The organism is Skermania piniformis, from assembly GCF_019285775.1.
GTDB lineage: Bacteria > Actinomycetota > Actinomycetes > Mycobacteriales > Mycobacteriaceae > Skermania > Skermania pinensis.
Map to the genome: position 1 here is coordinate 532341 of NZ_CP079105.1, position 17355 is coordinate 549695.

Consider the following 17355-nt stretch of genomic DNA (forward strand, 5'->3'; position numbering starts at 1 on the left):
AGAGGTACCTTTCATGACATCCGGCTCCAGCACGTCCACGTCCGGCAGCGATCTTGCCGATCAGGTATCGACACTGCGCGGTCGGGTGGCTACCGAACCGGTCGCCGCCCGAGACGACGCGTGGAACTTGATCGTCGGGCTGCAGGAGCTGGCCAAGAGTGATCACGAGACCGCCGATACCCAGCTGAACGAGCTGTTCCGCCTCGGCGCGCCGGTGGCCGGTCTGGACGGTCCGACCGACGGAATCCTGGTGACGACCACGACCAATCCGGTGACCGACGCGGCGCTCAAGATGCTGACCTCGGTCTGGATGCCCTGGCAGGGCAAGAGCTTCGACGCGGCCAACGCCTCGGGCACGAACCGGATGACCGACGGCTCGGCCCGTCAGCTGAAGCTGCTGTGGCCGCTGTATTCGATGACCGACACCGAAACCGGCAAGCTGGCGTTCGGCTTCAAGACCTACATCCAGTCCGGCAAGGATGATCCGGATCGCCAGGTGATGGTGATCGATTATGCCGACGTCGAATCCAATCCGCGGCTGGTCATTCGCAGCATCCGCGACGAGTTGGTCGAGCTCGTGCCGGGCGCCTACCTCGGCAAGGTGCTGATCCGGTTGCCCGCTGATCGCTATGCCATGATCGGCTACTTTGCCCTGCGCTCCGACGCCGCGCGCGGCTGACCCTACTTCGGGCGCGTTTCGCGCGCACGTTACCCACCCCCGACCGAACTCTCTATCGATGGAGGCCGTTTCGATGAGCCCACAGTGGCACGAGCAACCGTCCCTGGTTCTGCAGATCGCCAGCCTGTCCAAGTTGCGTTCCGATCTACGCGAAGAGAACCTTTTCGAGGGCGAGCACATCCGCCCGGACACCGGCGTCGGCAAGCCGGAGCAAGACGTCAAGCGGGCGCGGACGGCGGACGGCACCTTCAACGATCTCGGCTCGCCCTGGATGGGAGCGGCCGGCACCGGCTTCGGCCGCAACGTGCCGATCGAGAAGACCACGATCGACCGCAAGCGGCTGCTCGAGCCGGACCCGCGGGAGATCAGCCGGAAGCTGATGGCACGGGACTCCTTCAAGCCCGCGGGCATCATCAACGCGCTGGCTGCGGCCTGGCTGCAGTTCGAGAACCACAACTGGTTCTTCCACGGCAACGGCGAAGCCGACAAGACGATCGACATTCCGTTGCAGCCGGGCGACGACTTCCCGGAAAACCCGATGCGGATCCGGTGCACGATCCCGTCCGACGGGGAGATCCGGGACGGTTGTCCGGCGCCGATGTTCGCCAACACCGAGACGCACTGGTGGGACGGTACCCAGATCTACGGGACCGGCATGAAGAAGCAGAACGAGATCCGCACCTTCGTCGACGGCAAGATCAAGGTCGACGACAACGGTCGGCTGCCGACCAGCGACATCCCCGGGGTCGATCTGACCGGCTTCCAGGAGAACTGGTGGGTCGGCGTCGGGTTGCTGCACACCCTGTTCGCGCGCGAGCACAACGCGGTCTGCGATGCGATCAAGAAAGAAGATCCGTCGCTGTCGGACCAGCGGCTGTTCGAGCTGGGCGTGCTGGTGGTATCGGCGCTGATCGCGAAGATCCACACGGTGGAGTGGACCACCTGCGTGCTGCGGCACCCGGCACTGCAGATCGGGATGAATGCCAACTGGTACGGCGCGCTCGGCGAGACGTTCCGGGACAAGATCGGCCGGGTCGGCGACAGCGAGGCGCTGTCCGGGATCATCGGCTCGTCCACCTCGCACCACGCTGCGCCGTTCTCGCTCACCGAAGAGTTCGTCTCGGTCTACCGGATGCATCCACTGATCCCGGACGACTGGACGTTCTACTCGCTGGAAAGCGGTGATCTGCTCGAGCACCGTAACTTCACCGAGTTGCAGGGCCGCTACACCCGGGACTTCATGGACCGGATGGAGATGGGCGACATGTGGTACTCGATCGGGCTCGGCAGCGCGGGCGCGGTGTGTTTGCACAACTATCCCAACGCGCTGCGTCGGCTCACCCGGATCGACGGGCAGGTCACCGACCTCGCGACGCTCGACATCGTGCGGGATCGGGAGCGGGGCATCCCGCGGTACAACGATTTCCGCGAGGCGCTGCGGATGCCGCGGCGGAAGACGATCGAGGAGATCACCCCGAACAAGCAGTGGGCCAAGGAGATCGCCGAGATCTACCATGGCGATGTGGACGCGGTCGATCTGCAGATCGGGATGCAGGCCGAGCAGCCGCCGAAGGGATTCGGCTTCTCCGACACGGCGTTCCGCATCTTCATCCTGATGGCCTCGCGCCGGCTGAAGAGCGACCGCTTCTTCACCAACGATTTCCGGCCCGAGGTGTACACCAAGACCGGCTTCGACTGGGTGAACAACAATGGGATGAAAGATGTTCTGCTGCGCCACTACCCGGAGCTGCAGCCGGTGATCGGCGACGTGGAAAGGGTTTTCGCCCCGTGGCCGGCGGTCGGCTCTCCCGCGCCGGGCAGCAAGAACATCATCCTGCGGGCGGCGGACACGGTGAAGGCGTACATGCCGTGGTGACCGTCGACGAGCTGCCGTGCGCGTCGACGGTGGACGGCGTGTTGTTCACCGCGGTGGTCGGGGTGCCGAGCGTGGTGCAAGGGCTGTTCACCAAGCGCGAGGTGCCGGTTCGGGTGGCCGGGTTGGTGGGCAACGACGAGCGGGCATTCGACACGGTGCAGTCGTTGGTGCGCAAGTACGGGCCCGGCCCGTTCCGGGTCCGGCTGGCCGCCGACGAAGTCGTGCTCGCGCACGACCCGGACACCATCCGGACGGTGCTCGGTGGCTCGCCGGACCCGTTCGCGGCCGACTTCGGCAGCAAACGCAAGGGGATGGTCGCCTTCCAGCCGGATGCGTTGACACTGTCGCGCGATCCGGTCTGGGAGCAGCGCCGGCAGTTTGCCGAGGCGGTGCTGGAGACCGGGCGGCCGTTGCACACCCTGGCGGAGCCGATGCTGGCCGCCGCTCGGGACTCGGCTGTCCGGGCCTACCGGGCGGCCGGCGAGCGGGCGGTCGGTTGGGCGGAACTGAACGCCGAGTTCCAACGGCTCACCCGGGTCGTCGTATTCGGCCGGGCCGCTGCGGACGACGTGGCGATCAGCGGCGCGCTCCAGGAGCTGATGAGCGAGGGCAATCGCACGCCGGGCAAGACGAGCCCGAAGTATCCGGCGTTCCTCGCGCAGATTCAGCGTTATCTGGATCGGGCCGAGTCGGACAGCTTGGCCGGCGTGATCGCCGAGCACCCGGTCGCCGGCGTCGAGCCGGCCGGGCAGGTCGTGCATTGGCTGTTCGCGATGGGCGACACGTTGGCGGCGAATGCCACTCGGGCCTTGGCGCTGCTGGCCACGCATCCGCAGATTCGAGCCGAGGTGACCGACGAGGTGCAGCAGGTGGGCACCGAGCCGGCCGGGATCGGCAAGGCGACCCTGCTGTCCGGCTGTCTGCTGGAGGCGATGCGGCTGTACCCGACGACGGCGATGTTCGGCCGGGTCGCGATCGCCGACGTGCCGTTGGACGGTGGCGCGATGATCACCGAAGGCACTCAGGTGATCATTCCGAACCTGTTCAATCATCGGAATCCGGACCGGGTGCCGTACGCCGACTGGTTCGCCCCGGCGGAGTGGGTCAGTGGCACCGCGGGTGAGGATTGGTCGTTCAACTTCTTCAGCCACGGTCCGCAGGCTTGCCCGGGTGCGGGCATGGCGGTCTATCTCGGTACCGCGTTCCTTGCGCATCTGCTCTCGGCGGCCACGCCGCGAGTGGTGGGATTCGATCCCGGTCCGGGCGAGTCGCTGCCGTACGGCATGGACCTGTACGGCCTGCACTTCGATTTCACGAACTGAGGCAGGTCGCGATCGGTCCGAGTGTCTGTCCGCCGCCACCGCGGGAGCGGCCCGCGGTGGCGGCAGACGGACTAGGCTCGGCAGACGTGACCGCACACTATGACGTCGTCGTCCTCGGAGCCGGCCCCGGCGGGTATGTCGCCGCGATTCGCGCAGCTCAGCTCGGTCTGAAGACCGCCATCGTGGAGCAGAAGTACTGGGGTGGCGTATGCCTGAATGTGGGCTGCATCCCGTCCAAGGCGCTGCTGCGCAATGCGGAACTCGCGCACATCTTCACCAAGGAAGCCAAGACGTTCGGCATCTCCGGTGAGGCCACCTTCGACTTCGGGGCGGCGTTCGATCGCAGTCGGACGGTCGCCGACGGCCGGGTCAAGGGTGTGCACTTCCTGATGAAGAAGAACAAGATCACCGAGTACGACGGCAAAGGCACCTTCACCGATCCGCACACGATCACGGTGGCGGGCTCGGACGGCTCGACCGAGACGATCACCTTCGACAACGTCATCATCGCCACCGGCACGGAAACCAAACTGCTGCCCGGCACCCAGCTCAGCAAGAACGTGGTCACCTACGAAGAGCAGATCATGACCCGGGATCTGCCCGGATCGGTGCTCATCGTCGGTGCCGGCGCGATCGGCATGGAGTTCGCCTACGTGTTGCGCAACTACGGCGTCGACGTCTCGATCGTCGAGTTCCTGGACCGGGCACTGCCGAACGAGGACGCCGACGTGTCCAAGGAGATCACCAAGCAGTACCGCAAGTTGGGCATCCCGATCCGCACCGGCGCCGCCGTTCAGTCGATCGACGACGACGGCAGCCGCGTCACCGTCACGATCAAGGACAACAAGTCCGGCCAGGTGGATACCGTGGTGGTGGACAAGGTGTTGCAGGCGGTCGGCTTCGCGCCGCGGCTCGACGGCTACGGCCTGGAGACCACCGGTGTGGCGTTGAGCGAACGCCCGAAGGCGATCGCGATCGACGACCACATGCGCACCAACGTGCCGCACATCTATGCGATCGGCGACGTGACCGCGAAGCTGCAGCTGGCGCACGTCGCCGAGGCGCAGGGCGTGGTGGCGGCCGAGACGATCGCCGGCGCGGAGACGCTGCCGCTCGGTGATTACCGGATGATGCCGCGGGCCACGTTCTGCCAGCCACAGGTGGCCAGCTTCGGCCTGACCGAGCAGCAGGCCCGGGACGAGGGCTACGACGTGAAGGTGGCGACCTTCCCGTTCACCGCCAACGGCAAGGCGCACGGGCTGGCCGATCCGACCGGCTTCGTCAAGCTGATCGCCGATGCCGAGTACGGCGAGTTGCTCGGCGGCCACCTGATCGGCCCGGATGCATCCGAGTTGCTGCCGGAGCTGACGCTGGCGCAGAAGTGGGACCTGACGGTGAACGAGCTGGCCCGCAACGTGCACACCCATCCGACCCTCAGCGAGGCGTTGCAGGAGGCGATCCACGGGCTGGCCGGCCACATGATCAACTTCTGACGACCGGGTTCGGCTGCCAGCGAGGTCCGTCGTGGTTTCGTCCGACCCGAATCGGGTCGACAAGCTGCCGCGCTGGGGCTGGAGGTCACAATTCGATCTTGATACTGTCTCTCCTCGGTGGACAACTCCGGTGTGCGGGAGGAGACGGTGATCCCAACCTTGACGGCGTCGGCGTGGACAGCTTCGAGGCGGCGGTGGGCCGCCCTGTCGGTGCGGCGGTGGGCCGCTCTGGCGATAGCGTTCGCCACGAGTGTGCTGTGTGCCTGGCCGGCGACTGCCGACCCGATCGGTGAGGTGATCGAACCCACCCGCACGCTGGAGTCGGTGCTGCCGACGCCGCTCGACGACCCGTTCTCGGTGCCGCCGGCCGGCTACGCGGACCGGCCCGCCGGGGCCGTGCTACGGCACCGCCCGGCGAGTGCCGGTCCGCTGCCGGTTCCGGTGCGCACGACGCAGTTGTCGGTCCGCTCGACCGACGTGCAGGGCCGGCCGATCCCGGTGATCGCCACCGTGGTGGTGCCGACCGCGCCGTGGACCGGTTCCGGACCCCGCCCGGTGGTCGGCTACAACCTGGCGATCGACTCGCTCGGGCATACCTGCGCACCGTCGTACCAGCTATCGCACGGTCTGTCGGCCGAGATGGCACTGGCGGCGTCGTTTCTGACCAAGAACTACGCCCTGGTGATCACCGACTACCAGGGGCCGCGGGAGGCCTACGCAGCCGGCCGGCTGGCCGCCCACGCGGTGCTGGACGCGCTCCGCGGCGCGCTGCACCTGCCCGAGTTGGGCCTGTCACCGGACGCGCCGGTCGCGGTGACCGGCTACTCCGGCGGCGCGATTGCCAGCGGCTGGACCGCGGAATTGGCCGGTACCTACGCGCCCGAACTGAATCTGACCGGGGTGGCGTTGGGTGGCATCCCGGCGGACTACCGGCTGCTGCTCGGCTCGATGAACGGGCGCAACCTGGCGTCGAGCCTGTTCCTCGCCGCGGCGCTCGGTGTCGCCCGCGAGTATCCGGAACTGTTGACTCTGCTCAACGACAACGGCTGGCGGCTGGCCGGCATCGCGAAGGACATGTGCCTGGGTGCCCTGGCCGCGCCCGGCGTGCTGGCGCCGATTCCGATCGAGGCGATGTCGGACATCCCCGACGTGCTGAATACGCCGATTGCGCAACGGGTGCTGACCGAGAACCGACTCGGCGGTCGAGCGCCCAGCGTTCCGGTGTATCTGTATCAAGGCGAGCAAGATCCGTGGATCACCGTGCAGAATGCCGACAATCTGTATGCGGATTGGTGCGCGGCCGGGGCGACGGCACAGCTGCAGCGCTATCTCGGGGAACACATGACGGCGGCACTGGTTGGTGCGCCGGGCGCGTATGCCTGGATCGACGATCGGCTCGCCGGTCGGCCGGTCGAGCCCGGTTGTGAAACCGGCTGACCGAACGCACTCCGGCGGGTTACCGTCGAACATGCGTGCCTTCGAAGGTGAGTCCGCGCTGTTCGAGGAGGTCCGATGCGCACCCGCACCGCCCACGTCACCAAGCCGTCGCGCCGTCGATTTCCGGTCCGTACCCCGCGGCGGACCGCCGATCTGCTCACGTTGCTCGGGCTGGCGAACGAGGTGGCCAACATCATCATGCAGTTGTCGATGCCGGGCGTCGGTTACGGCGTCGTGGAGAGTCGGGTGGACGGGGGCAACGCGTTCATCCGGCCGTTCAAGCGGGCCCGGACCACCGGAACCTACCTGGCGGTGGCATTGATCGGGGAGGAATCCGACCGGTCGATCCTGCGCGACGAGCTGGGGCGGGTGCACGCGTACGTGCGCTCCACCGCGGACAGCCCGGTGCCGTACCACGCCAACAACCCCGATCTGCAGCTCTGGGTTGCGGCCTGCCTGTACCGCTACTTCGTGGACCAGTTCGAGTTGTTGTACGGGTCGTTGGATCCGACCGCCGCCGACGCCGTATACGCCGACGCGGCGCGGCTGGCGACCACGCTCAACGTCCGGCCGGAGCAATGGCCGGCCGACCGGGCCGAGTTCGAGCGGTACTGGGCGCGGACGCTGCCGACACTGCGGATCGATCCGCCGGTGCGAACGCATCTGGACCGGCTGGCCACGCTGGACTTCCTGGTCGGGCCGTGGGGCCCGGTGGGCCGGCTGATCAAGCTGAGCCTGGGCGGCCCGTTCCGATTCTTCACCATCGGCACCCTGCCGCCCGAGTTCCGCGAGCTGATGGGCTACGACTGGAGTCCGACCGACCAGCGGGTGCTGGATCGGTTGTTGCGGCTGGTTGCGTTGGCCGATCGGACGGTGCCGTTCGCCGGTCGGTTGGGCTACCGGATGTATCTGCTGGACATGCGGGCCCGGGTGCGGGCCGGCCGGAGTGTGCTCGGTGCCAGCCATCGGCCACCCCGACCGGTAGCGGTGGCTGCTCGACCGGCTCGGCCGATCACGGGTCGGGTGTGATGCCGAGCGCGCCGATCGTCGTTGCCAGGCCGTCGTACTGGGTGACCAGCAGCACGATCTGGATCAGCCGCCGCTCGTCGTAGTGCTCGGCGAGCGCCGCCCACCCGGCGTCGTCGAGCGCCTTCGTCTCGACCAGCTGATCCACGGCGGCGAGTAACGCCCGGTGCCGGGGCGACCAGGCGGGCGCGTCCGGCCCGGCGGTCACCCCGGCCAACTCGGCGGCGGTCACCCCGGCGCGGCGGCTGAGCCGCCGGTGGTGCTCGAACTCGTAGGCGCAGTCGCGCAGGTGGGCCACCCGCAGGATGACCAGCTCCGAGTCGTGCCGCCCGAGGCGGTTGCCAGCTAGTAGCCGAGCGCTGTAATACAACCAGCCGCGGTAGAGACCGCCGGTGCGCCCGAGCGTGCTGAACAGCTGTGCGTCCGAGGTTCCGGCACCCCGCGAGATGACTCGCCAGAGCAACCAGTTGACCGGGCCCAGCTGGCGTAGCCGGCCGGGTCGGATCCGCGCTTCGATCACCCGGCCGACGCTAGCATCGGGACCTGGTTTACCGGCTACCGCGCGCAGAGTTGACGTAGTTTCGTACTATCGATCGGGTTAGCGGCCGGCGGCCGCGGTCGGGGCGAGGGAGCAGCATGATGTCCGGACAACTACCGACACGCGTACGCGCCGACCGGACCGGGACCGGGGCGGGTTCGGCCGGACCGGCAGCGGAACCTGCGCTGTTCTTCGACCCGTTTCCCACGGAGCCTAGCTGGTCGGCGGTCGGGCCGGCGCCCGAGCAGGCACAGGTGCCGGCGCCGTCACCGCCCCGGCCCCCGGGTCGGATTCGCCGGGCGGTGCCGTGGCTGATCGGTTCGCTGGTGCTGGTCGCCGCCGCCGCCGCGCTCGCGGTGACCATCGTCGTATCGATCCCGCGGGACGAGCCACAGCCGGTCACGCCCGGCCGGTACAGCGCGAGCCAGGTCGCCGACGGCTGCGACCTGGTCGATCAGCGGGTGCTCGAGCGGTGGGCGCCACAAGGGGCCGGCACCCCCGCGCATCACGAGCGTCGGGGCAGCGCGTTGATCGGTGGTGGTGGTGCGGATTGCTCGTTCGCCGGCACCGCGAGCGGGCGCACGATCGCGCGGGCCGAGTTCGCGATGGACGCCGAGATCGCCGACTCCTACGGCGCGTCGCCCTACGGTTCGTGGATCGACACCGAGCTTCGTCGCCCGGTCCCGGGACGAGTGGCCGGTGCGCTGCCCGGCCTCGGCGAACGGGCGGTGTACGCCCTCGACGAGGACAAGACCGACTACAGCCATCGAGTCGAGTACACGGTGGCGGCGCAAGACGACAATCTCGCCGTGAAGGTGCGGATCGCGGTCTTCGTCGACGAGCGGACCCAGCTCGATCGCGACGACGTGCGGCAAGCTTGCATCGACCAGGTGCAGCGGGTGTTCGACGGAATGCGGCAGCGCGGAGTCTGAGGTCGGGTCGACGCCGGGGTTGGGTCAGCGCCGGGGTTGGGTCAGCGCAGCACGTAGGGCGCGATGGAGCTGCGGTGTTCGCTGATGTCGAGGTCTTTGCCCAGCGGCGGGAAGGCGCGTTGCGGACAGGCGGCGCGCTCACACACCCGGCAGCCGGCGCCGATCGGGGTGGCCGCGGCGTCGTCGAGGTCGATGCCGTCGGCGTAGACCACCCGGCCCGAATGCCGGATTTCGCAGCCGAGCCCGATGGCGAACGTCTTGCCCGGCTCGCCGTAGCGCTTGGCCCGTCGCTCGACCGTGCGGGCGACCCAAAGATATTTGCGCCCGTCGGGCATCTCGGCGATCTGCGTCATGATCTTGCCGGGATAAGCGAAGGTCTCGTAGACGTTCCAGAGCGGGCAGGTGCCGCCGCTGGCGGAGAAATGGAAGCCGGTTGCCGACTGCCGCTTCGACATGTTCCCGGCCCGGTCCACCCGGACGAAGGAGAACGACACCCCGCGTAGCGACGGTCGTTGCAGGGTGGACAGGCGATGGCAGATCGTCTCGTAGCTCTGCGAGTAGTACGCCGACAGCCGCTCGATGTCGTATCGGAAGTCTTCGGCAACCCCGTGGAACTGTGCGTAAGGAAGGACCAGGGCCGCCGCGAAATAGTTCGCCAGGCCGAGGAGCGCCAATCTGCGGGATGCGTCGGAGGCGAAATTGCCGTCTGCGACCAATGTGCCGATCAGCTCGCCGCACTCCAGGTAGGCGAGTTCGGCGGCCAATTTGAACACCCGCTGCCCACCGGACAGGTGCGCCGAGATCTCCAACCGCCGGTGCTGCGGGTCGTAGCGGTGCAGGATGTTCTCGCCCAGGTCGACCCGGTCGGCCACGGTCACGCCGTAGGTCTGGGTCATCCGCCGGGCGATCTCGCCGGCCAGATCGCCGCGGTGCGAACGCAACCGGCGGGCCAGCTGCTCGGCTGCGGTGTCCAGCTCGTCGATGTAGTTCTGCCGCTGGTAGAAGTAGTCGCGCACCTCTTCGTGCGGCTTGCTGATCGCCGCCGATCCGCTGCCGTCGGTGAACCGGTCCTCGGTCGCCGCGGCCAGCTGGGCGGTGGTGTTGTGGTAGCGCCGATGCATGCTGACGATTGCCCGCGCGACGCTGGGGTGCGCGGCGACGATCTCGGCGATCTCGGTGGCGTCCGCTTCGATCCCGAGTTCCGGGTCCAGCGCGACCTCGCGCAGTTCGGCGATCAGCCGGGTGTCGTCGCTGGGGGAGAAGAAGGTGGCGTCCACGCCGAATGCCTCGCCGATTCGCACCAACACGGGCAGGGTCAGCGGGCGTACGTCATGCTCGATCTGATTCAGGTAGCTCGGCGAGATATCCAGGCTGTGCGCGAGGGCGACCTGGCTCATCCCGCGCTCGGTACGGAGTTGCCGGAGGCGGGCGCCGGCGAAGGTTTTCGCCACGCCGACCAGCCTACGAGCCGACGGCACCCGGGCAAAGGTCGGCCAAAAGTGCTCGTCGTCCACCGGCCGATCCAGCAATGCCGGGCAGCATAGGGGACGTGCTACTGCATCGGATCGTCGATACCTCCGCCGAGATCGGCGCCACGCGCTCGCGCACGGCGAAGATCGCCGGGATCGCGGCGTTGCTCGCCGAGCTCGGTTCCGGCGACATCGCACCCGTGGTTGCCTGGCTCGCCGGGGAGCCGCGGCAGGGACGGACCGGGATCGGCTGGCGGACGGTGCAGGCGGCTCAGGCGCCGCCGGCCGCACAGGCCGAGCTCACGGTCGCGACGGTGGACGCGGCGCTGGGTGAGGTCGCCGCCGCGGCGGGTCCGGGCTCGGCCGGGCACCGCCGCGCCGTGCTGACCGCGCTGTTCGCCGCTGCGACCGAACCCGAGCAGCGGTTCTTGACCCGACTGCTCACCGGTGAGCTGCGCCAAGGCGCACTGGAAGGGGTGATGACCGAGGCGATCGCGGCCGCCGCCGGGTTGCCGGGCGAGCCGGTCCGCCGGGCGCTCATGCTCTCCGGGAGCCTGCCGGAAACCGCCCGGGTCGCGCTCGGCGACGGTGCCGACGGGCTGGCCCGGATCCGCCTGGCGGTCGGCCGGGGAGTCCGGCCGATGCTCGCCTCGCCCGCCGAAACGCTGACCGACGCCTACGCCGAACTCGGTCCGGGCGTCAGTGTCGAGTACAAGCTGGACGGCGCGCGCATCCAGGTGCACCGCGACGGTGCTGCGGTGCGGGTGTTCACCCGAACCCTGCGCGACATCACCGAGTCCGTCCCGGAACTGGTCGAGCTCGCCCGCACGTTGCCGTGCCGCAGCGTGGTGCTGGACGGCGAGACGCTGGCGCTGACCGATTCCGGTCGGCCCCGGCCGTTCCAGGAGACGATGAGTCGCTTCGGCGCCGAGCGGGCGCGGGAGCTGGTCTTGCACCCGTACTTCTTCGACTGCCTACACCTGGACGGAGCGGACCTGCTGGACGAACCACTGGCCGAACGGCTGGCCGCGCTCGACCGCGTCGCCGCAGCGCATCGCATCCCGTCGGTGCAGCACCCGTCGCCCGAGGTGGCGGAGCAGCAGTTTGCTGCGGCGTTGGCCGCCGGGCACGAGGGCGTCATGCTGAAGTCGCTCGACGCCCCGTATGCGGCCGGTCGGCGGGGCCGGGCCTGGCAGAAGGTGAAGCCGGCGCACACCTTGGATCTGGTGGTGCTGGGTGCCGAATGGGGATACGGCCGACGCACCGGCTGGTTGTCCAACCTGCACCTCGGCGCGCGGGACCCGGACGGGGGCGCTCCGGTGATGGTCGGCAAGACGTTCAAGGGGTTGACCGATGCGCTGCTCCGGTGGCAGACCGCGGAGTTTCCGCGCTACGAACGGGCCCGTGATCAGCATGCGGTCTATCTCCGCCCGGAGCTGGTGGTGGAGATCGAGTTGGACGGGGCGCAGGTCAGCACCCGCTATCCGGGCGGGGTCGCCTTGCGCTTTGCCCGGGTGTTGCGGTACCGCCCGGACAAGACCTACGCCGACGTCGATACGATCGACGCGGTGCGGGCGTTGCGGCCGGGCTGACCGGGTGGGGCCGCGACACACGTGAAGACGCACGTGAATGTCGTCACAATCGGTGATCCGGCCGGGTCGGACCGGGTGCGGGTCGGTCCGGCCGCTCGCGCCGGGGTGGGGCGGGGCGAACCTGCTGGTACCGCACAGGACTGCCGCTTGCGGCCGCTGTCGTCGTGTCCCGCAACTTCGCAAGATTCGCAATAGCTGGCGAAAAGCTAGCGGATATTTACAGTCGTAACAGGTAGACGGCACTTTTCGGCTGTGCCACTCTTAAACAGTACGAGCGTTATGCCTCGCAATTCTGTGAAGGCAGATGGCTGGAAAGCCGCCCGCCGCCGAGACCGACGGCGGGACCACCGACGAGAAGATGGAGAGCGATGTCGACCATCGGCACACCCCGGACCGCCGCAGAGATCCAGCAGGATTGGGACACCAACCCCCGGTGGAAGGGTGTCACCCGGAACTACTCGGCGGATCAGGTCGCGAAGCTGCAGGGCACCGTCGTGGAAGACGCCACGCTGGCCCGCCGCGGTGCGGAGATCCTGTGGAACGAGGTCAACGGGCCCGATTACATCAATGCGCTCGGCGCGCTGACCGGCAACATGGCCGTGCAGCAGGTGCGTGCCGGGCTGAAGGCGATCTACCTGTCCGGCTGGCAGGTTGCCGGTGACGCCAACCTGGCCGGGCACACCTACCCCGACCAGAGCCTCTACCCGGCCAACTCGGTGCCCGCGGTGGTCCGTCGGATCAACAACGCGCTGTTGCGCGCCGACGAGATCGCGGCCGTCGAGGGCGACACCTCGGTGGGCAACTGGCTGGTGCCGATCGTCGCGGACGGCGAGGCCGGCTTCGGCGGCGCGCTGAACGTGTACGAGCTGCAGAAGGCGATGATCAACGCCGGCGCCGCGGGCACCCACTGGGAGGACCAGCTGGCGTCGGAGAAGAAGTGCGGCCACCTCGGTGGCAAGGTGCTGATCCCGACCAGCCAGCACATCCGCACTCTGACCTCGGCCCGATTGGCGGCCGATGTGGCGAACACCCCGACCGTGGTGATCGCCCGGACCGACGCCGAGGCCGCCACCCTGATCACCTCGGACGTGGACGAGCGCGACCAGCCGTTCATCACCGGCGACCGCACCGCGGAGGGCTTCTACCAGCTCCGCAACGGCATCGATCCGTGTATCGCCCGGGCCAAGGCCTACGCCCCGTTCGCCGATCTGATCTGGATGGAGACCGGCACGCCGGATCTGGAGCTGGCGAAGAAGTTCTCCGAGGCGGTGCGCAGCGAGTTCCCGGACCAGCTGCTTGCCTACAACTGCTCGCCGTCGTTCAACTGGAAGGCGCACCTGGACGACGCCACCATCGCCAAGTTCCAGCGCGAGCTGGGCGCGATGGGCTTCAAGTTCCAGTTCATCACCCTGGCCGGCTTCCACGCGCTGAACTACAGCATGTTCGACTTGGCCTACGGCTACGCCCGCGAGGGCATGACCGCCTACGTCGACCTGCAGGAGCGCGAGTTCGCGGCCGAGGAGCGGGGCTACACGGCCACCAAGCACCAGCGCGAGGTCGGCGCCGGTTACTTCGACCGGATCGCCACCACGATCGATCCGGACACCTCCACGGCGGCCCTGAAGGGTTCGACCGAGGAGGGGCAGTTCCACTGATCGATCGCGTCACCGTTCGACGCGATATCAGGTGATGTCGTGCACGTGCCCTCCCCGCCGGGTGAATCCGGTGGGGAGGGCACGTGCCGATAGAGTCGATGATCGGCCTCAGTCCTCATTCGATTGCGTACCACAGGAGCTGCCGTGACCAGCGAGAAGATTCAGCGCGTCGGAGTTATCGGTGCCGGACAGATGGGCGGCGGCATCGCCGAGGTGTGTGCTCGTGCCCAGGTCGACGTGCTGGTCTACGAGCCCACCCGGGAACTGACCGCCGCCGGGCGGGCCCGCATCATGCGCTCGCTGGACCGCGGCGTGAGCAGCGGCAAGCTCACCGAGCGGGAACGGGAGCAAGCGGCCGCGCGGCTGCGGCTCACCTCCGACCTCGCGGACTTCGCGGACCGGCAATTGGTGGTCGAGGCGGTGCTGGAAGACGAGCAGGTGAAGACCGCGATCTTCGCCGAGCTCGACAAGGTCGTCACCGACGAGAACGCCGTCCTTGCGTCGAACACCTCATCCATTCCGATCATGAAAATTGCGGTCGCCACCAAGACGCCGGAGCGGGTGGTCGGGCTGCACTTCTTCAATCCGGTGCCGGTGCTGCCGCTGGTCGAGCTGATCACCACGCTGAAGACCAGCCCCGAGGTGACCCAGCGGGCCGAGCAGTTCGCCGCGGACGTGCTCGGTAAGCAGGTGGTGCGTGCCGCCGATCGGTCCGGGTTCGTGGTGAACGCGTTGCTGGTGCCGTACCTGCTGGCCGCGATCCGGATGGTCGAGTCGGGCTTCGCGACCAAGGAGGACGTGGACAAGGCCACCGTGCTGGGCCTGGCGCATCCGATGGGTCCGTTGGCGCTGTCGGATCTGGTCGGGCTGGATACGGTCAAGTCGATCGCCGACTCGATGTACGCCGAGTTCAAGGAGCCGCTCTATTCGCCACCGCCGCTGCTGATGCGGATGGTCGAGGCGGGCCTGCTCGGCAAGAAGACCGGCGCCGGTTTCTACCAGTACGGCGACAAGAAGTAAGCCGATCCGATGGCGGGCGTCGCGGCAGGATTCGGGTCGAGCATCCTCGGCTACCCGCGGATCGGTGTGCATCGCGAGCTGACCCGGGCGCTCCAGGCGTACTGGCACGGCCCGGCCAAGCCGGACCTGTACGCGGTTCGGCAGGAGATCCAGGAACGGCAGTACGGCGAACTGGCCGCCACCGGCCTGACCCAGGTACCGGGCAATACGTTCTCGTTCTACGACCACGTGTTGGACAATGCGCTGCTGTTCGGCGCCACCCCGGCCCGTTTCCGGCGGTACGCCGAGGGACTCGACCCGCTCGACTGCTATTTCCTGATGGCCCGGGGGCGGCCCGACGTCCCGCCGCTGGAACTGGTCCGGTTCTTCGGCACCAACTACCACTATCGGCAGCCGGAGATCGACGAGAACACCGAGTTCTCGTTGCATCCGGAGGCGCTGCTGGCGGAGTTCGATCGTGCGTGGGCCCGGGGCATCGAGCTGCGGCCGGTGGTGCTCGGGCCGCTCTCGTTGTTGCTGTTGTCGAAGGTGGGTGAGCAGCCGGGCGCGCACGAGTCGGGCGCCGACCAGCGGATCCGGCTCGATCTGCTCGACCGCCTGCTGCCGCGCTACGAAGAGCTGTTCGACGTCCTGGCGCAACGGGGCGCCACCTGCGTTCAGCTGGACGAGCCGTCGTTCACCGGCGACCGGACCGACGCCGAGCTGGCCGCGTTCGAGCAGACCTACCGCCGGCTGTCCACCGCGCCGCTGCGGCCCCGGTTGTTGGTCACCGGCCAGTACGGTGATCTCGGGCCGGCGTTGCCGATTCTGGCCGCCACCAAGGTGGAGGCGATCGGCCTGGATCTGGCCGGTCACCGGGTGCGTCCGGAGGACCTGGCCGCCATCCCGGGGATGCGACGCAAACGGCTGTATGCCGGGGTGATCAACGGACGGAACGTCTGGCGCGCCGACCGGTTCGTCACACTGAACTACCTGAACGAGCTGACCCAGGTCTGTCCCGATCTGGTCGTATCCACCGGTACCACGTTGTTGCACGTGCCTTACGACCTGCTGGTGGAATACGACCTGCCGGGCCATGTCGCGGATCGGTTGGCGTTTGCCAAACAGAAGGTCGGCGAGGTGGTTTCGCTGGCGCGGGCGCTCACCGACGGCCCGGGCGAAGGTTGGCGCAAACGCCCGACCGAGGTGCACTTCAAGCAGAAGCACGCGGTGCGACAGCGGGTGTACGCGGTGACGCCGGAGATGCGCGAGCGGGAGCCGTGGGAGGTTCGCCGGGCGGCGCAGCAGGCGCGACTGAACCTGCCGCCGGTGCCGACCACCACGCTCGGCTCGTTCCCGCAGTCAGCGGCGCTGAAGCGGGCCCGCCACGAGCTCGGCCAGGGACGGCTGGCCTGGACCGACTACCAGCAGCGGGTGCGGGCGGAGATCGAGGCGACGATCCGGCTGCAGGAAGACATCGGCCTGGACGTCCTGGTGCACGGCGAGCACGAGCGCAACGACATGATCCAGTACTTCGGCGAGCTGCTGGACGGGTTCGCCATCACCCACTTCGGCTGGGTCCAGGTGTACGGCTCGCGCTGTGTCCGACCGCCGATCGTCTACGCCGACGTGTCCCGGCCCGCGCCGATGACGGTCGAGTGGATCACCTACGCGCAGTCGCTCACCGACAAGCCGGTGAAAGCCGTCGTGACCGGTCCGGTGACCATGTTGGCCCGCTCGTTCGTGCGACAGGACCAACCACTGCACGAGACCGCCGACCAGGTGGCGTTGGCGATCCGGGACGAGCTGGCCGACCTGGAGCAGGCCGGGATCGCCATCATCCAGGTCGACGAGCCGGCGATCCGGGAGCTGTTGCCGCGGCGCGAGGCGGGTCGTGACGAGTACCTGCGGTGGTCGGTCGCGGCGTTCAAGCTGGCTACGTCCGGGGTGGCGGCGCAGACCCAGATCCATACCCACATCGGCTACTCGGGTCTGCCCGTCGTGGTGGATGCCATCGAGCAGCTGGACGCCGACGTCACCGCACTCGTGGCCACCCGGTCGATCGCATGGGTGCTCGGCGCATTGCAGGGCGATGTATCGCACGGCGAGGGGCTCACCCGCGGTGTCGGGCCCGGGGTCTACGAGAGCCGATCGACGCGGATCCCGGATATCGACGAGTTGGCCGAGCTGCTCTCGACGGCGGCCGAAGCGATTGAGCTGGAACGGCTCTGGGCCAACCCGGACGGGGGACTGAAGGCGCGGCAGCGCTGGCAGCTCGACCCGTCGTTGCGCAACCTGGTCGCGGCCGCGCGTCGGTTGCGGCGGCGGGCGATGTAA

13 protein-coding genes are annotated in these 17355 nt (G+C 68.4%); 11 read left to right on the forward strand and 2 right to left on the reverse strand.

Features of this window, described 5'->3' with window-relative positions; genetic code table 11:
* Positions 1-13 precede the first annotated feature (13 nt).
* The 6 genes from KV203_RS02400 (at position 14) to KV203_RS02425 (ending at position 7836) form a co-directional block, all read left to right on the forward strand.
* The gene (locus tag KV203_RS02400; RefSeq protein ID WP_066466852.1) at positions 14-679 is read left to right on the forward strand and encodes a hypothetical protein; all 666 of its coding nucleotides are present in this window, start codon (positions 14-16) and stop codon (positions 677-679) included.
* Positions 648-2555 (forward strand): peroxidase family protein, encoded by a 1908-nt coding sequence (locus KV203_RS02405; RefSeq protein ID WP_246600473.1) that lies wholly within the window; start codon positions 648-650, stop codon positions 2553-2555. Before KV203_RS02400 ends, KV203_RS02405 begins: the two co-directional genes overlap by 32 nt.
* Positions 2552-3877, forward strand: coding sequence for a cytochrome P450 (locus KV203_RS02410; protein ID WP_157079637.1), 1326 nt, complete (start codon positions 2552-2554; stop codon positions 3875-3877). Before KV203_RS02405 ends, KV203_RS02410 begins: the two co-directional genes overlap by 4 nt.
* 86 nt (positions 3878-3963) lie before the next feature.
* Positions 3964-5370, forward strand: coding sequence for a dihydrolipoyl dehydrogenase (gene lpdA / locus KV203_RS02415; RefSeq protein ID WP_066466850.1), 1407 nt, complete (start codon positions 3964-3966; stop codon positions 5368-5370).
* 117 nt (positions 5371-5487) lie between these two features.
* On the forward strand, positions 5488-6807 hold the full coding sequence (locus KV203_RS02420; protein WP_246600474.1) for a lipase family protein: 1320 nt from the start codon (positions 5488-5490) through the stop codon (positions 6805-6807).
* Positions 6808-6882: 75 nt separating this feature from the next.
* Positions 6883-7836, forward strand: a complete 954-nt coding sequence (locus KV203_RS02425) for an oxygenase MpaB family protein (protein WP_083529745.1) — start codon at positions 6883-6885, stop codon at positions 7834-7836.
* On the opposite strand, the gene KV203_RS02430 is transcribed toward KV203_RS02425, so the two are convergent.
* Positions 7820-8350, reverse strand: coding sequence for a carboxymuconolactone decarboxylase family protein (locus KV203_RS02430; RefSeq protein ID WP_066467152.1), 531 nt, complete (start codon positions 8348-8350; stop codon positions 7820-7822). The two genes, KV203_RS02425 and KV203_RS02430, sit on opposite strands and share 17 nt — an antisense overlap.
* Positions 8351-8472: 122 nt before the next feature.
* Between KV203_RS02430 and KV203_RS02435 the strand changes: the two genes are divergently transcribed.
* Positions 8473-9303, forward strand: a complete 831-nt coding sequence (locus KV203_RS02435) for a hypothetical protein (RefSeq protein ID WP_157079636.1) — start codon at positions 8473-8475, stop codon at positions 9301-9303.
* Between the two features lie 41 nt (positions 9304-9344).
* Here KV203_RS02435 and ramB read toward each other — a convergent pair whose 3' ends face one another.
* Positions 9345-10754, reverse strand: coding sequence for an acetate metabolism transcriptional regulator RamB (gene ramB, locus KV203_RS02440; RefSeq protein WP_066467150.1), 1410 nt, complete (start codon positions 10752-10754; stop codon positions 9345-9347).
* 98 nt (positions 10755-10852) lie between these two features.
* Between ramB and KV203_RS02445 the strand changes: the two genes are divergently transcribed.
* From KV203_RS02445 to metE, 4 genes are all read left to right on the forward strand, one after another.
* On the forward strand, positions 10853-12364 hold the full coding sequence (locus KV203_RS02445) for an ATP-dependent DNA ligase (RefSeq protein WP_066466848.1): 1512 nt from the start codon (positions 10853-10855) through the stop codon (positions 12362-12364).
* A gap of 368 nt (positions 12365-12732) precedes the next feature.
* Positions 12733-14019 (forward strand): isocitrate lyase, encoded by a 1287-nt coding sequence (aceA, locus tag KV203_RS02450; protein ID WP_066466847.1) that lies wholly within the window; start codon positions 12733-12735, stop codon positions 14017-14019.
* Positions 14020-14163: 144 nt separating this feature from the next.
* Positions 14164-15039, forward strand: a complete 876-nt coding sequence (locus KV203_RS02455) for a 3-hydroxybutyryl-CoA dehydrogenase (RefSeq protein WP_066466846.1) — start codon at positions 14164-14166, stop codon at positions 15037-15039.
* A gap of 9 nt (positions 15040-15048) precedes the next feature.
* Positions 15049-17355, forward strand: a complete 2307-nt coding sequence (metE, locus tag KV203_RS02460) for a 5-methyltetrahydropteroyltriglutamate--homocysteine S-methyltransferase (RefSeq protein ID WP_066466845.1) — start codon at positions 15049-15051, stop codon at positions 17353-17355.